This window comes from Brevundimonas sp. UBA7506, assembly GCF_002479495.1.
GTDB lineage: Bacteria > Pseudomonadota > Alphaproteobacteria > Caulobacterales > Caulobacteraceae > Brevundimonas.
Window position 1 is genome coordinate 326632 of sequence record NZ_DLNQ01000005.1, and the last position, 14786, is coordinate 341417.

Here is a 14786-nt window from a genome sequence, read left to right on the forward strand (position 1 = left end):
ACAGTCGCCTTATGATCCGAACCCGTGGCCGTATCCTTGGACCCAGCGCCCTGGCCCTGGCTGTCGCCGCGGGCCTGGCCGGACCTGCGCTGGCCCAGACGGCGCCCGTCGCCGGAGCGGCGCCCGCGCAGGACCCGCAAGTCGTAGTGACCGCGCCTGCGGAAGAGCGCGGCGTGGTCAACCGCATTCTCGTACGCGGCAACCAGCGCATCGACCAGACGACCGTCCTGTCCTACCTGCCGATCCAGCCGGGCGACACCATCGACGCGGCGACGATCGACGTCGCGGTGCGCACCCTGTCCCGGACGAACCTGTTCGCCAACGTGCAGTTGGGCCTGCAGCCGAACGGCGACCTGATCGTCGAGATCGCGGAAAACCCGATCATCAATCAGGTGACGTTCGAGGGGAACAAGGCGCTCGCGGTCAAGAAGCTGACCGACGAGGTCACGATCAAGCCGCGCGGCATCTACACGCGCGCCCGCGTCCAGGAAGACGTCGGCAAGATCGTCGAACTGTACCGCCTGTCGGGCCGGATCTCGGCCACGGTGACGCCGAAGCTGGTGCAACTGGATCAGAACCGCGTCGATGTGGTGTTCGAGATCGACGAAGGTCCGGAGACGGGCGTCGCCGCGATCACCTTCCTGGGCAATACCGCCTTCTCGGACAGCGACCTGCGTGAGGTTATGGTCACCAAGCAGTCCAGCTGGTGGCGGCTGTTCAGCTCGAACGACAACTACGATCCGAACCGCCTGGATTACGACCGTGAGCAGCTGCGGAAATTCTATACGAACCGGGGCTATTACGACTTCCGTATCCTGTCGTCGGTGGCGGAGCTGAAGCCTGACAACAGCGCCTTCGGCATGACGCTGACGCTGGACGAGGGCGATCGCTACACCTTCGGCGAGGTCAAGGTCGTCACCGAGAACGATCGTCTGAACGCCGACTTCCTGCAGCGTCTGCTGCCGATCCGCTCGGGCGACCTGTATGAAAGCGACCGCATCGAAAGCGCCGTCGACACCCTGACCTTCGCGGCGGGTTCGGCCGGTTACGCCTTTGTCGAGATCAACCCGACCTATCGCGCCAACCCGGAAACCGACAAGGTCGACGTCACCTTCAACATCAAGGAAGGTCAGCGCGTCTACATCGATCGCATCAACGTGGTCGGCAATACGCGGACCCTCGACTCGGTCATTCGTCGCGAACTGATGGTGGGCGAGGGCGACGCCTTCAACCGCTCGCTGGTCGAGCGCTCGCGCAACAATCTGCGCGCCCTGGGCTTCTTCAAGGACGTCAAGATCGAGGAGACGCGTGGCAGCGCGCCGGACCGTTCGATCGTTAACGTCACCGTCGAGGAGCAACCCACCGGCGAACTGTCCGTCGGCGCCGGCTTCAGCTCGGTCGATTCCTTCGTCCTGAACCTGGGCATTACCGAGCGCAACTTCCGTGGTCGTGGCCAGAACTTCGTGGCGCGCGCGGAATGGGGTTCGCTGCGTCAGCAGATCGACTTCCGCTTCACCGAGCCGAAGTTCCTGGGGCGCGACGTGGGGGCGGGCTTCGATCTGTTCCACACGCGATACGATCTGAGCGAGTACTCCTCGTACGACTATCGCTCGACCGGCGGCGGTTTGCGTCTCAGCTATCCGTTGAACGGCTATTCGCGCTTCAGCGTGCGGTACTTCCTGAAGTCCGACGAAGTCATCATTCCGTTCGGCTACTGCAACGGCACCGGGTCGTCGGCGCTCTGCGATCAGGCGGGGTCGTTCCTCAACTCGTCGGCGGGCTACACGCTGATGGTCAACCGGACCAATGATCCGGTTCGCCCGACGCGCGGCTGGTCGGCGTCCCTGCGTCAGGACTTCGCCGGTATCGGCGGCGACGTGAACTACCTGAAGACCGAGGCCGACGCGTCCTGGTACTATGGCATCACGCCGAAATGGGTGGTCAGCCTGCAAGGCTCGACCGGTTACGTCAGCGGCTGGAACGGCGATCCCATCCGGATCAACGATCGGTTCTTCAAGGGCGGCAACACCTTCCGCGGCTTTGAAACCGCCGGTATGGGCGCACGCGACCTGACGACGACCGACGCCTTGGGCGGCAACTTCTACGCCATCGGAACGGTTGAACTGACGGTGCCGAACTATCTGCCTGAAGAATACGGCATCAAGACCTCGCTGTTCGCGGATGTCGGCACCCTGGGCATGCTGGACGACCGTTATCAGGTCGATTCTGTCACAGGCGCCCCCAATCCGAACATCGTGGACGATCTCGCCCTGAGGGCCGCTGCGGGCCTCAGCATCCACTGGCGTTCGCCGATGGGGCCGATCCGCTTCGACCTGTCCAAGGTTCTGTCCAAGGAAGACTACGACAAGACCGAGACCTTCCGCTTCTCCACCTCGACCCAGTTCTAACTGCAGCCTTCCAGACTGCTCAAAGGTTCAAGATGAAACTGTTCGCTATCAGCGCTTTCGCCGTCGCTTCGCTGGCCGCCTCGTCGGCCCTGGCCCAGTCGCAAAGTCCGGCCAACCCCGGCCCGGTGATCCCGGGCGTCTGCGTCTATTTCAACCAGCAGGCCCTGGCCCAGTCGACCGTCGGCCAAGCCGTTCAGGCCCGCATGGAGCAACTGGCGCAGGAAGTTCAGGGTGAGATCACCCCTTACGCCACGCAGTTGCAAACCGAGTATCAGGCCCTGCAGCAGGGCGCGACCACCATCCCGGCCGACCAACTGAACCAGCGTCGTCAGGCCCTGCAGCAGCGTGCTCAGGAAGCCCAGCAACTGGAGCAGACCCGCGACAACGAACTGCGCTACACCCTGGCCGAACAGCGCAAGAAGATCTCGGAAGCCATCGAGCCGATCCTGGTCGCCGTCTATCAAGAAAAGGGTTGCGGCATCCTGGTTGACCGCGAAAGCGTCTTCATCATGAACCCGGCCATGGACGTGACGCCGCTGGTCATCCAGCGCCTGAACACGGCTCTGCCGACGGTCAGCTTCAACCGTATGCCGGTTCCGGCGCAGCCGCAGTCGTAAGACGGGCCATGCCCGATCCGAGGTTCTTTCAGACCCTGTCGCCCCTGACGGTCGCTGTCCTCGCCGAGCACATCGGCGGGGAGGTCATCCGGGGCGGCGAAGTCGTCATCTCGGCCGTTGCGCCCCTGTCCACAGCGGACCGGGGCGCGATTGCGTTTCTGGGTGACCGCAAGTTCGCGGCCGCCTTGGCTGAAACGAAAGCCGGCTGCGTGATCGTGCCGGCATCGGCGGTCGAGCTGGCGCCCGCCGGCGCCGCCGTCATCGTCTCGGACGAGGCGCAGGCGAGCTGGGCGCGGGCTTCGGCCGTGCTGCACCGACCGATCCGCCTAGACCGGGCCATCACCGCCGCCGAGGCCGCCGAGGACGACTCCGTGGTGATCGAGCCGGGCGTGGTGCTGGGCGAGGGGGTCCGCATCGGGCGCGGCACGCGTATCGGCGCCAACACCGTCGTCGGGCCGGGCGTCCAGATCGGCCGCGACTGCTTGATCAGCCCGGGCGTGACCATTGGTTTCGCTCTGCTGGGCGACCGGGTGAAGCTGTTGGCCGGCGCGCGGATCGGCGAATCGGGCTTCGGCGCCGCAGGGTCGAAGGCCGGTCCGGTGGACATTCCGCAGTTGGGCCGGGTCATCCTGCAGGACGGGGTGACGGTCGGCGCCAACTCCTGCATCGACCGGGGCGCCTATGACGACACCGTCATCGGCGAGAACACCAAGATCGATAATCTGGTCATGATCGGCCACAACTGCGTCATCGGGCGCAATAATCTGATGGCCGCACACACGGGCATCTCAGGCTCGGTCACGACCGGCGACAACTGCATCTTCGGCGGCCGGGCGGGCGTGGGCGACCACATCTCCATCGGCGAAGGCGCGCGCGTCGCGGCCGGCGGCGGCGTCCTGGCCGATATTCCGCCGGGAGAGATCTGGTCCGGCTATCCCGCCAAGCCGCTGCGCCAGTTCTTGCGCGAGACGGTGTGGCTGTCCAAACAGGCGTCCCAGAAGAAGGGCGCGAAGGAATCGAAAGAATGAGCGAAGACAACAAGATCGACTACGCCGAGGTGATGCGTCGCCTGCCGCACCGCTATCCCTTCCTGCTGGTCGACAAGGCCGAGGATTTCGTGGCGGCGACCTCGATCGTCGGCATCAAGAACGTCACGCACAACGAACCCTTCTTTCCGGGCCACTTCCCGATCGACCCGGTCATGCCCGGCGTCCTGATCGTCGAGGCCATGGCCCAGACCGGCGCCCTGCTGATGTCCAAGTCGCTGGATGTGGCCGTGGCCGACAAGGTCATCATGTTCATGTCGATCGACGGCGTGCGCTTCCGCAAGCCCGCCCGTCCGGGCGACCAGTTGCGCATGGAGGTCAAGGTGATCCGCGCGCGCGGCGACGCCTACAAGTTCCGCGGCGAGACCTTCATCGACGGCAAGTTGGCCGCCGAGGCCGAGTTCATGGCCATGGTCGTCACCGTGGCGGAGCCCGCCCAGTGACCATCCACCCGACCGCCGTCATCGACGCCTCGGCCCAGATCGCCGACGGGGTCGTGATCGGCCCCTGGTGCGTCGTTGGCCCGGGTGTGACCCTGGCCGAGGGTGTCAAGCTGGTCAGCCATGTGGTGGTTCAGCAGGACACCAGTGTCGGCGCGCGGACGGTCATCCATCCCTTCGCCGTCATCGGCGGCGATCCTCAGCACAACGGCTACAAGGGCGAGCCAGTGCGGCTGGAGATCGGCTCCGATAACGTCATCCGCGAGCACGCCACCTTCAATCGCGGCACGCCGCAGGGGACGGGCGTGACGCGCGTCGGCTCGAACGGCCTGTTCATGACCGGCGCCCACGTCGGCCACGACTGCGTCGTTGGCGACAATGTCGTCATGGCCAACAACGCCACCCTGGGCGGCCACGCCCAGGTCGGCGACAAGGTCTTCCTGGGCGGCCTGTGCGCCGTGCACCAGAACGGCCGGGTGGGGCAGGGCGCCATCGTCGGCGGTCTGGCCGCCGTGACGCGCGACGTCATCCCCTATGGCTCGGCCTGGGGCAACCACGCCAGCCTGCACGGCCTCAACCTGATCGGGCTGAAGCGCAAGGGTTACGGCAAGGACGCCGTGCGTCGCCTGCTGGCCGCCTATCGCGACCTGTTCGAGGGCGAGGGCGTCTTCGCCGAGCGTCTGGACCGGGTCGAAACGACCTATGCCGACCTGCCCGAGATCATGGAGATCGTCGCCTTCATCCGCGACGGCGCCAAGCGGCCGCTCTGCCTGCCGGACGCGGAATGACAAGCCCGGAATCTGGGGCGCCCAAGCTGGCCCTGATCGCGGGTTCCGGTGATCTGCCTATCCGTATTGCGACGCGGTGCGAAGCCGAGGGGCGGGCGGTCTTCATCATCCGTCTGGCGGGCTTCGCCGACGAGCATCTGGTGCGCTGGCCGGGCGTAGAGTTCGGCATGGCCGAGATCGGCCGTATCCTGAAGGCGATGAAGGCCGAGGGTTGTGAGGCCGTCTGTTTCGCGGGCTATGTGAACCGGCCTGATTTCAAGACGCTGAAGCCGGATTTCAAGGGGGCGACCCTGCTGCCTGGCATCGTGGCGGCGGCCGCCAAGGGCGACGACGCCCTGTTGCGCAAGATCCTGTCGGTGTTCGAGGCCGAGGGATATGCGGTCGAGGGCGCCGACGACATTCTGGGCGGCGAGGCCTTGGCACCGGGCGCCTTGGGCGCGGTTACGCCGACAGGGGAGCAACTGCAGGACCTGAGGAAGGCGCTGCACGTCGCTGAAAAATCAGGTGAACTGGATATCGGTCAGGGCGCGGTCGTCTGCGACGGTCTGGTTCTCGCGGTCGAGGCGCAGGAGGGCACGGACGAGATGCTGCGCCGCGTCGCGGGTCTTCCCGCCGACCTGCGTGGCGCGCCCGGCGCGCTGAAGGGGGCGCTGGGCAAGGCGCCCAAGCCGATCCAGGACCTGCGGGTGGATATGCCGGTCATCGGGCCGCGCACGGTCGAGCTGGCGGCCGCCGCCGGGCTGGCCGGCATCGGCGGGTTCGCCGGGCGGTTGATCATCATCGACCATGAAGCCCTGGTCGAGGCGGCGGATCGGCTGGGCCTGTTCGTCTGGGGCGTGGAAAGATGAGCCGTCCGCTGAAGATCATGCTGGTGGCCGCTGAGGCGTCCGGCGACGCCCTGGGCGCAGGTCTGGCGCAAGCGCTGAAGACGCGCCTGGGATCGGATGTCACCTTCGTTGGCGTCGGCGGGCCGAAGATGGCGGCCGAGGGCGTCGCCAGCCCGTTCGACATCGCTGAACTGTCCATCCTGGGCTGGATCGAGGGACTGAAGGCCTACGGTCTAGTCAAGCGCCGGGTGGCGGACACGATCGAACTGGCCAAGGCCGAGCGGCCCGACGCGGTCGTCCTGATCGACAGCTGGGGCTTCACTATCCGCGTGGCCAAGGCTCTGCGCGAGGTGCTGCCCGGCGTGCCGCTGATCAAGTATGTCGGACCACAGGTCTGGGCCTCGCGTCCGGGTCGGGCCAAGACCCTGGCCGCCAGCGTCGATCATCTGCTGTCGCTCTACAGCTTTGACGCGCCCTGGTTCGAGCGCGAGGGTCTGCCGACGACGGTCGTGGGGTCACAGGCCCTGCATGTCGACATGGCTGGCGCCGACGGCGCCCGTTTCCGCGCCGCCCGTGGAATCGCCGCCGATGCGCCCTTGCTGCTGGTCCTGCCGGGCAGCCGACCCAGCGAGATCACGCGGATGACGCCCGTCTTCGAGGCGACGGTGAAGCGCCTGAAGGCGGCGAACCCGTCGCTGGAGATCGCCGTGGTCGCCGCCGGCACCGTCGCCGCTGATGTCGCGGGTCGTGTCGCCGCCTGGCCCTTCCGCGCCCATCTGGCGCCCGAAGCCGAAAAGTATGATGCGATGAAGGCGGCCAATGTCGCCCTGGCCACCAGCGGCACGGTCTCCACCGAACTGGCCCTGGCCGGTGCGCCCATGGTCATCGCCTACAAGATCGACGGCCTGTCCTATCTGCTGATGAAGAAGCTGGTGACGGCCAAACACATCACCCTGTTCAACATCGCCGCCGACGAGCGCATCGCGCCCGAGTTCATCCAGAACGACGCCACTCCCGAGAAGTTGACCGAGGCGGTCGGGCGGCTGTTAGCCGACCCGCAGGCGGCGGCTGATCAGGCTGCGCGTCAGACGGCCGCGCTGGACCTGATGGGGCGGGGCGGACACGACCCGTCGGAACTGGCGGCTGACGCCGTCCTGCGGGTGATTGCGGCTCGAAAGGGCTGAAGGTGCAGACTGTAACGTCGGTGTGTGTGGTGGCTCAAAGCGCGTCCGCGTTCGACCCGTTGTGGACATTCCCGACGTCCGCGGTTGAGCTCCGCTATCCCCTGATCTAGCCTCCCGGCAAAGCGGAGGCGCGCATGAAGGTTCGATCGTTGATTGCGGCGCTAGGATGTGCCCTGGCCGTCAGCGGCTGCGCATCTAGCGGGCAACTCGTCGGCACTGCGGCCGATGGCACGCCGGTCTATGGCAGGAGCTTCACCCCAACCGAACGTGATGGCGCCGTCACTCTGAACTGTGCCGTCGGTGATGATCGAAGCTAGCGGACTGTCGCATCGTCAGCGAGCGTCCAGAAGGCAAAGGCTTCGGTGCGATCGCGTTGGCCTCTGCTTCCAAGCCAGAAGCCCGCCTGAGAGGAAATTCCCGCGCGGGATCGCGCGTTGAATTCACGTTGCGCTTTCGCGAGGATTGAGCGCACGAACCATCCCTCCTAGCGTCCTTCCCCGGCCGCTAGGGCGAAAGACCGCTTTCCACCCTGAGCGGACTCCCAAGACGGCCGCTTAGCGCGTCATCCAGGGCTTGTTCGTGCCGGACTTTACCGTGATCGACTTGTCGCGCTGCAGGCCGCCCTTCTGGGGCGGGCCGGAGCGCGCTTTCAGGGCGGCCTGTTTCAGGCGCAGCGCCTTCTGGGCGGGGGTCTCGGCGGCGGGGGCGTCGTCTTTGTGGTCGCTCATGTTGATTCCCTAGCATGGCGGAGCCGTTTCGGCGGCGTGGGGTGAACAAAAAACGCCGGAGCTTTCGCCCCGGCGTTCTTCGTTTTTATTTGGCCGTGGTCAGAAGGCGCAGCCTTCTCGACCTGACACGGCCTTAGCCGCGCTGTTCGATCGGCACGTAGTTGCGTTGCGTCGGGCCGGTGTAGAGCTGACGCGGGCGACCGATCTTCTGGGTCGGATCCGACATCATTTCTTGCCACTGCGAGATCCAGCCCACGGTGCGCGCCAGGGCGAACAGGACGGTGAACATGGTGGTCGGGAAGCCCATCGCCGACAGGGTGATGCCCGAATAGAAATCGACGTTCGGGAACAGCTTGCGCGAGGTGAAGTATTCGTCCGACAGGGCGACGCGTTCCAGTTCCTTGGCGACCTGGAACAGCGGATCGTTTTCACGGCCGGTAGCCGCCAGCACTTCATAGGCCGACTGCTGCATGACCTTGGCGCGCGGATCGTAGTTCTTGTACACGCGGTGGCCGAAGCCCATCAGCTTGTACTTGCGGTCCTTAACGCCCTGGATGAACTCAGGAATGCGGTCCGGCGTACCGATTTCCTTGAGCATGTTCAGCGCTTCTTCGTTAGCGCCGCCGTGCGACGGGCCCCACAGGCAGGCGATGCCGGCGGCGATACAGGCGAACGGGTTGGCGCCCGACGAACCGGCCAGACGGACGGTCGAGGTCGAGGCGTTTTGCTCGTGGTCGGCGTGCAGGGTGAAGATGCGGTCCATGGCGCGGACCAGGGCCGGATCGACCACATAATCCTCGGCCGGAACGGCGAAGCACATGCGCAGGAAGTTCTCGGCGTACGACAGGTCGTTGCGCGGCGAGATGAAGGGCTGGCCGATGTGGTACTTGTAGGCGCGGGCGGCGATGGTCGGCATCTTGGCGATCAGGCGGATGGCCGAGATGTCGCGCTGCACCGGATCATGGATGTCCAGGCTGTCGTGATAGAAGGCCGACAGGGCGCCGACAGTGCCGACCATGATCGACATGGGGTGGGCGTCGCGGCGGAAGCCTTCGAAGAAGCGGTCGAACTGGGCGTGCAGCATGGTGTGCCGCGTGACGCTCTGCTCGAACTTCTCGTACTGGGCGGCGGTCGGCAGTTCGCCGTGCAGCAGCAGGTGGCAGACTTCAATGAAGTTCGACTTCTCGGCCAGCTGGTCGATGGGATAGCCGCGGTGCAGCAGCACGCCGGCGTCGCCGTCGATGTAGGTCAGAGCCGATTCGCACGAGGCCGTGGAGGTGAAGCCCGGGTCGAAGGTGAAGGCGCCGGTCGCGCCGTACAGCTTGCGGATGTCGATGACGTCCGGTCCGGTCGAGCCCGCGAGGACGGGAAGTTCGACGTTCTTGTCGCCGTAGGTGAAGGTCGCCGTGCCGGCGGGTTTCGCTTGTTCAGTCATCTAGGCCCCTTTTGTTTTCCTTCGACCGGGCGCGGGGAGGCGTCGGCCTGCGTGGTTATGGGTGTTCACTTAGTCTGTTGCAGCGCATCATCCAAGCGCCCCAGACCTTCGTCGCGTCCCAGGGCTGCAAGAATCCGCGCGATGTCGGGCGACACCGAGCCGCCAGTCAAAGCGCCGCGCATGGAAGGGCCTATTTTTCCGAAGCCTACGCCCTCTTCCTCAGCAAAGACCTTAAGTTCGGCTTCGAGGGCGAAAACGTCCCAGCTCTGGAAAAGACGGAGCCGTTCACGGAGTCGTGAAATTCGCTCGCCGCCTTCGCCGCTTAGCAAACCACGGGTTTTCTCATCGAGGGCGAGCGGACGCTGCTTCAGCACGAACTCGGTCTGGGCGACCAGTTCCACGACGGTCTTGGCGCGGTCCTTGACGAAGGGCATGGCGCGCAGCAGGCGGGCCTCATCATCGGGCTGCAGGGCGCGGCCGGCGGCCAGATGGGCGTCCAGGGTCAGCTTGGCCAGACGGTCGTCCTCGGCCAAGCGGATCCAGTGGGCGTTGACGTGGGCCAGCTTGTCGAAGTCGAGGCGGGCGGGGGCCTTGCCGATGCCCGGAAGGTCGAACCACGCGATGGCCTGTTCGTCGCTGAACAGTTCGTGGTCACCGTGAGCCCAGCCCAGACGCGCCAGATAGTTGCGCATGGCCTCGGGCAGGTAGCCCATCTCGGCGTATTCATGAACCGCCTGGGCGCCGTGGCGCTTGGACAGCTTGGCGCCGTCGGGACCGTGGATCAGCGGGATGTGGGCGAAGGTCGGACGGGTCCAGCCCAGAGCGTCATAGATCAGGCTCTGGCGGGCGGCGTTGTTCAAGTGGTCGTCGCCGCGAATGACGTGGGTCACGCCCATGTCGTGGTCGTCCACCACCACGGCCAGGTTGTAGGTCGGGGCGCCGTCCGAGCGAACGATGACCAGATCGTCCAGCGACGAGGATTCCCAGCGCACACTGCCTTGCACTGCGTCATCAACCACGACGGCCTGGTCCAGCGGGCGGCGGAAGCGGATGGTGGAGGGCTTGGCCAGATCGTCGACGGTCGGCTCGCGGTCGCGCCAGGGCGAGACGAAGTCGCGGCCCTCGGCCTTGGCGGCGTCGCGCAGGGCGTTGGTTTCGTCGGCGGTCAGGAAGTCGCGATAGGCATGGCCCGAGGCCAGCAACTGCTCGGCGACCTCGCGGTGGCGGTCGGCGCGGGCGAACTGGAAGACCGGCTCTTCGTCGCCGAACAGCTCCAGCCAGGACAGGCCGTCGAAGATGGCCTTGACGGCGTCGTCGGTCGAACGCTCGCGGTCCGTGTCTTCGACGCGGATCAGGAATTTCCCGCCCCGGCTCCTGGCGTACAGCCAGTTGAATAACGCGGTTCTCGCCCCGCCGATATGCAGGTAGCCTGTGGGCGAGGGGGCGAAGCGGGTGACGATAGTCGAGGAAGGGGAGGTCATTCAGGAAGGGTCCGTTGCGGAGGCCCTTATACGCCCGCGCGCGCCAAAGCGAAGCCTTGCCTTAAGGGTTCTTGACGGGGGGCGCGTCGAGGTCGCGGCGCAGACGGATCGGTGGCGATTGTGGGCGCCGGTCTTCTTTGGCGGCGGGTGTGCGATCTATTTCGCGTTGAAGATCGAGCCGGCGGGATGGCCGCTGATGCTGGCGGCGGGGCTGACAGGCGGGGTCTGGCTGGCAGGGCGGCGGGTGGGGCTGGCGCCGCGCTGGACCCTGCTGCTCTTGATGCTGGCTTGCCTGTGCGGCGGGGCGGCGGTCGCCAAACTCAGGACCGAGGCGGTCAGCGGGCCGATCGCGCCGACCTTGGCCGAACCGACCATGGTCGAGGCCTGGGTCATGGATGTCGACAGCCCCGGCGAGCGCGGCGCGCGAATCGTCGTGGCGCCGGTGCGGATCAGGGGATTGGCGCCCGAGGCGACGCCGGTTCGGTTGCGGGCGACGGTGCGGGACGAGCCGCCGGCGCCGGGGACGGCGGTGCGGCTTTACGGCATTCTGAATCCGCCGCCGGCGCCGGCCAGTCCGGGGGCCTATGACTTCGGCCGCAATGCTTTCTTCCAGGGCATGGGCGGGACGCTGTTCGCTCTGGGCCAGACGCGGCCGACCGCTCTGCCAGAGCCGCCATGGCGGGTGCGGATGGCGATGAAGATCAATGCTGCCCGCTATGCCCTGGCGCAGCGGATCGTGGCGCGGCTGGGCGAGCGGACGGGCGGAATCGCCGCCGCCATGACCACGGGACACGAGACCTGGATCGGGCGCGAGGATCTGGACGCCATGCGCGATTCCGGGCTGGCGCATATCCTGTCGATCTCGGGCTTGCACATGGCCATCGTCGGCGGTTTTGTCTTCTTCGCCGTGCGGCTGGGCGTCGCGCTTTGGCCGTGGCTGGCGCTCAGGGTGTCGGGCAAGAAGGTCGCGGCGGTCGCGGGGCTGATCGCGGTCGGGACCTATCTGGTGGTGTCGGGCGCGCCGCCGCCCGCCGAGCGGGCGGCGATCACGGCATCCATCGCCTTTGTCGCCATCCTGCTGGATCGTCAGGCGGTGACCATGCACGCCCTGGCGGTGGCGGCTTTCACGGTTCTGTTGCTGCAACCCGAGGCCATCGTCACGCCAGGGTTCCAGATGTCGTTTGCGGCGACAGCGGCTCTGGTAGCGCTGTCCGAGGTCTGGCCGCGCCGGATCAAGGAGATCTCCGCGCCCTGGCCCATCGTGGCGGCGCAGAGGCTGGGCAGTTGGCTGCTGATCGCCTGCACCGCCAGTCTGGTCGCGGGCATGGCGACCGGGCCGTTCGCCATGCAGCATTTCAACCGCACCGCCGTCTATGGCCTGATCGCCAACCTGGGCACGGCGCCGGTCGCGGACTTCATCCTGATGCCGGCGCTGGCGCTGGGCGCGGCGCTGGAGCCGCTGGGGCTGGGCGCGCCCTTCCTGTGGCTGGCGGGCAAGGGCGTCGATCTGATGCTGGCCATCGGCCACTGGACGGCGGGCCTGCCGGGGGCGGTTCGGACCATCGCCAGCGCTCCGGCGGCGGCTCTGCCGGTCGCCTTCCTGGGCATCCTGTTCATCTGTCTGTGGCGGGGGCGGTTGCGCTGGCTGGGTCTGCCGCTGGCGGCGGCGGTGCTGATCTGGCCGCGACCGGCGGCGCCTGATCTGTGGATCGGCGACGGTGGGACCAATGCGGCCTGGCGGCAGGCCGAGGCCGCGGTCGTGGTGCGCCCCGGCGTGCGTCAGTTCGCGGCCGACCTGTGGTCGCGGCGGCGCGGGTTGGAACTGACCCCGAGACCAGAGGCGGGCTGGATCTGCAAGCGGTCGTTCTGCGCGCTAGAAGCGCCTGAGGCCGGGCCGGTCGCCCTGTGGTGGGGCAAGAAGGCGCCGACGGCGGAGCAACTGGACGTTCTGTGCCGGTCTGCCTCGGTCATCAGCAGTCGCGCCGAACTACCATCGCTGCCTTCGTCATGCGCGGACCGGCTGGTGCTGGACGGCGTGGACTATGCGCGCGGAGGCTCGGTCGAGCTGTGGCGCGCCGGGGCGGGGTGGCAGGCGGTGTGGGCGGCTGACGTGCGGGGGCAGAGGCCCTGGACGCGTCAGGCCGATCCCGACTTCAGTGATAGCGGCGGATAAGGCCGACCAGCTTGCCCTGAACCGCGACCTGATCCGAACCGTAGATCTTGGTCTCGTAGTTGCGGTTGGCGGGCTCAAGCGCAATGGAGGCGCCCTTCTTGCGCAGGCGCTTCAGCGTGGCCTGTTCGCCCTCGACCAGGGCCACCACGATCTCGCCGGACGAGGCGTCGGCGGTCGATTTGATGATGACCATGTCGCCGTTGAGGATGCCCGCCTCGATCATCGAGTCGCCCTCGATTTCCAGCAGATAGTGTTCGCCCGCACCCAGCATGGCTTCCGGCACCGGATAGCGGGCGGTCTCATGCTCGATGGCGTCGATGGGGGTGCCGGCGGCGATCTTGCCCATCAGGGCCAGTTCGCGGGTGTCGTTAGCCGGCTCAGCGGCGCGGGGACGGCCGCCGCCCTCGATCACGCCGGGCTTGAAGCCCGCATGGCCGCGCGGCGCGCCGGCCGTGGCCTGTTCCGGCAGCTTGACGACTTCCAGCGCGCGGGCGCGGTGGGCCAGACGGCGGATGAAGCCGCGCTCCTCCAGTGCCGTGATCAGGCGGTGGATGCCCGACTTGGACGCCAGATCCAGCGCCTCCTTCATCTCGTCGAAGGAGGGCGAGACGCCCGTTTCCTGAATCCGTTCATGAATGAACATCAGGAGTTCGTGCTGCTTCTTGGTGAGCATGGGCGCAAGGCTTCCAGAACAAGGCGTGAACCGTTGTCGATGTTCTGTAAGTGTTCTTGCCGAATGTCAACTCGGCCGCGTTGAGGGGGCGCTGCCGCTCAAAGCGGTTTCTCTGGATGTCAGCTAAGGGTGGAAAGCTGCAACACTGACTCATGAGGCTCCCTCATCAGCCTCATTGACGTGTCTGAGACGCCTGCGCCTCTGTCTCTCGCGCCGTCGTCGCTCACGAGCTTCGAACCGCTGGATCCAAAAATATCCTCTCCAGCCGAAGAGCAAGCACCAGGGCGCTCCCCAGATCACACTAATGGCGACCGTGGCTGCTGTAGCTCCGAAAAGCAGCATTGGCACCAACCCCACTGAGACTATGAGGACGAGCCAGTTTCCCACACGGTAAAACTCATGATCGAACTCTCGGTCTAGCCAGCGAACGATCGGGTGATGGTGGGGTGTAGTTTTGGGCACCTACAAACGGGACATTGAAAGTAGTCTATCGTCAAGTTCCGCAATGGTCCGATTACGGTCCTGGGCACCGGAGCCCAGAGCGGACATTGGCCTCCAGGCCGAAAAGCGGTCGCCGTCGATGTCAGCTAAAAATGGGAAGCGGATGTTCCACATTTATATCCGAAAGACAGGAGACCCCGTGATGCCCATGATCAATCCGGTTGGACGTCATGTGCGAACGCACGCGCCTGTCGCGTTATCAGGCTGTTTGATCGCGGCTTGTACGGGAATGACGGGTCACAGCGCGCCCATTTCGTCAGCGCTAGTCGCTCCGACCAACGAGGAAGTCGTCGCATATGTTCAGACGCATTGGTCCAGCTACTCGGAGCGGACCGCACGCTTTCAGCAGCGTCCAAACGACAACGTGTCCCTCATTGGCGTTCGAGACGTCTCCTGTGGATCATATTACGGCATCCCCGAGTGCCGATTTACAGTGACGGTTAGCATCGATGGCGGATCACCTGTCGATCAGCGCCTGTCGAGCC

General features: G+C 66.1%; 12 protein-coding genes. 8 read left to right on the forward strand and 4 right to left on the reverse strand.

Translation table 11 applies throughout. The features are described from left to right. Positions 1 to 11 precede the first annotated feature (11 nt). From bamA to lpxB, 7 genes are read left to right on the forward strand one after another with little or no spacing between them, the layout of a single operon-like run. The gene (bamA, locus tag B3K53_RS03395) at positions 12 to 2408 is read left to right on the forward strand and encodes an outer membrane protein assembly factor BamA (protein WP_292082678.1); all 2397 of its coding nucleotides are present in this window, start codon (positions 12 to 14) and stop codon (positions 2406 to 2408) included. 32 nt (positions 2409 to 2440) lie between these two features. After that, positions 2441 to 3025 carry an OmpH family outer membrane protein gene (locus tag B3K53_RS03400; RefSeq protein ID WP_292082679.1) on the forward strand — a complete coding sequence of 195 codons (585 nt, stop codon included), beginning with the start codon at positions 2441 to 2443 and terminating at the stop codon, positions 3023 to 3025. Between the two features lie 8 nt (positions 3026 to 3033). Continuing rightward, positions 3034 to 4053, forward strand: coding sequence for a UDP-3-O-(3-hydroxymyristoyl)glucosamine N-acyltransferase (gene lpxD, locus B3K53_RS03405; protein ID WP_292082680.1), 1020 nt, complete (start codon positions 3034 to 3036; stop codon positions 4051 to 4053). Then, the gene (gene fabZ, locus B3K53_RS03410; RefSeq protein ID WP_025977361.1) at positions 4050 to 4514 is read left to right on the forward strand and encodes a 3-hydroxyacyl-ACP dehydratase FabZ; all 465 of its coding nucleotides are present in this window, start codon (positions 4050 to 4052) and stop codon (positions 4512 to 4514) included. Before lpxD ends, fabZ begins: the two co-directional genes overlap by 4 nt. Continuing rightward, positions 4511 to 5299 (forward strand): acyl-ACP--UDP-N-acetylglucosamine O-acyltransferase, encoded by a 789-nt coding sequence (gene lpxA / locus B3K53_RS03415; protein WP_292082683.1) that lies wholly within the window; start codon positions 4511 to 4513, stop codon positions 5297 to 5299. The genes fabZ and lpxA overlap by 4 nt, the downstream gene beginning before the upstream one ends. Then, positions 5296 to 6147 carry a UDP-2,3-diacylglucosamine diphosphatase gene (gene lpxI, locus B3K53_RS03420; RefSeq protein WP_292082684.1) on the forward strand — a complete coding sequence of 284 codons (852 nt, stop codon included), beginning with the start codon at positions 5296 to 5298 and terminating at the stop codon, positions 6145 to 6147. Before lpxA ends, lpxI begins: the two co-directional genes overlap by 4 nt. After that, on the forward strand, positions 6144 to 7310 hold the full coding sequence (lpxB, locus tag B3K53_RS03425) for a lipid-A-disaccharide synthase (protein WP_292082685.1): 1167 nt from the start codon (positions 6144 to 6146) through the stop codon (positions 7308 to 7310). The genes lpxI and lpxB overlap by 4 nt, the downstream gene beginning before the upstream one ends. Before the next feature lie 554 nt (positions 7311 to 7864). On the opposite strand, the gene B3K53_RS03430 is transcribed toward lpxB, so the two are convergent. The 3 genes from B3K53_RS03430 to gltX form a co-directional block, all read right to left on the reverse strand. Further along, the gene (locus B3K53_RS03430; protein WP_292082686.1) at positions 7865 to 8038 is read right to left on the reverse strand and encodes a hypothetical protein; all 174 of its coding nucleotides are present in this window, start codon (positions 8036 to 8038) and stop codon (positions 7865 to 7867) included. A gap of 133 nt (positions 8039 to 8171) precedes the next feature. Further along, positions 8172 to 9473 (reverse strand): citrate synthase, encoded by a 1302-nt coding sequence (gene gltA / locus B3K53_RS03435; protein WP_292082687.1) that lies wholly within the window; start codon positions 9471 to 9473, stop codon positions 8172 to 8174. 65 nt (positions 9474 to 9538) lie between these two features. Then, positions 9539 to 10954 (reverse strand): glutamate--tRNA ligase, encoded by a 1416-nt coding sequence (gene gltX, locus B3K53_RS03440; protein ID WP_292082688.1) that lies wholly within the window; start codon positions 10952 to 10954, stop codon positions 9539 to 9541. A 118-nt stretch (positions 10955 to 11072) separates the two neighbouring features. Between gltX and B3K53_RS03445 the strand changes: the two genes are divergently transcribed. Further along, positions 11073 to 13127 carry a ComEC/Rec2 family competence protein gene (locus B3K53_RS03445; RefSeq protein WP_292082689.1) on the forward strand — a complete coding sequence of 685 codons (2055 nt, stop codon included), beginning with the start codon at positions 11073 to 11075 and terminating at the stop codon, positions 13125 to 13127. Here the strand turns inward: B3K53_RS03445 and lexA are convergent. Beyond that, positions 13108 to 13800: a transcriptional repressor LexA gene (gene lexA, locus B3K53_RS03450; RefSeq protein ID WP_292082690.1), complete on the reverse strand. Its 693-nt coding sequence runs from the start codon at positions 13798 to 13800 to the stop codon at positions 13108 to 13110. The two genes, B3K53_RS03445 and lexA, sit on opposite strands and share 20 nt — an antisense overlap. Between the last annotated feature and the right edge of the window lie 986 nt (positions 13801 to 14786).

What these genes read in the sequence shown, in the direction of transcription:
- bamA (WP_292082678.1), top strand. Translation starts at nt 12, where the DNA reads ATGATCCGAACCCGTGGCCGTATCCTTGGACCCAGCGCCCTGGCCCTG.
- B3K53_RS03400 (WP_292082679.1), top strand. Translation starts at nt 2,441, where the DNA reads ATGAAACTGTTCGCTATCAGCGCTTTCGCCGTCGCTTCGCTGGCCGCC.
- lpxD (WP_292082680.1), top strand. Translation starts at nt 3,034, where the DNA reads ATGCCCGATCCGAGGTTCTTTCAGACCCTGTCGCCCCTGACGGTCGCT.
- fabZ (WP_025977361.1), top strand. Translation starts at nt 4,050, where the DNA reads ATGAGCGAAGACAACAAGATCGACTACGCCGAGGTGATGCGTCGCCTG.
- lpxI (WP_292082684.1), top strand. Translation starts at nt 5,296, where the DNA reads ATGACAAGCCCGGAATCTGGGGCGCCCAAGCTGGCCCTGATCGCGGGT.
- lpxB (WP_292082685.1), top strand. Translation starts at nt 6,144, where the DNA reads ATGAGCCGTCCGCTGAAGATCATGCTGGTGGCCGCTGAGGCGTCCGGC.
- B3K53_RS03430 (WP_292082686.1), bottom strand. Translation starts at nt 8,038, where the DNA reads ATGAGCGACCACAAAGACGACGCCCCCGCCGCCGAGACCCCCGCCCAG.
- gltA (WP_292082687.1), bottom strand. Translation starts at nt 9,473, where the DNA reads ATGACTGAACAAGCGAAACCCGCCGGCACGGCGACCTTCACCTACGGC.
- gltX (WP_292082688.1), bottom strand. Translation starts at nt 10,954, where the DNA reads ATGACCTCCCCTTCCTCGACTATCGTCACCCGCTTCGCCCCCTCGCCC.
- lexA (WP_292082690.1), bottom strand. Translation starts at nt 13,800, where the DNA reads ATGCTCACCAAGAAGCAGCACGAACTCCTGATGTTCATTCATGAACGG.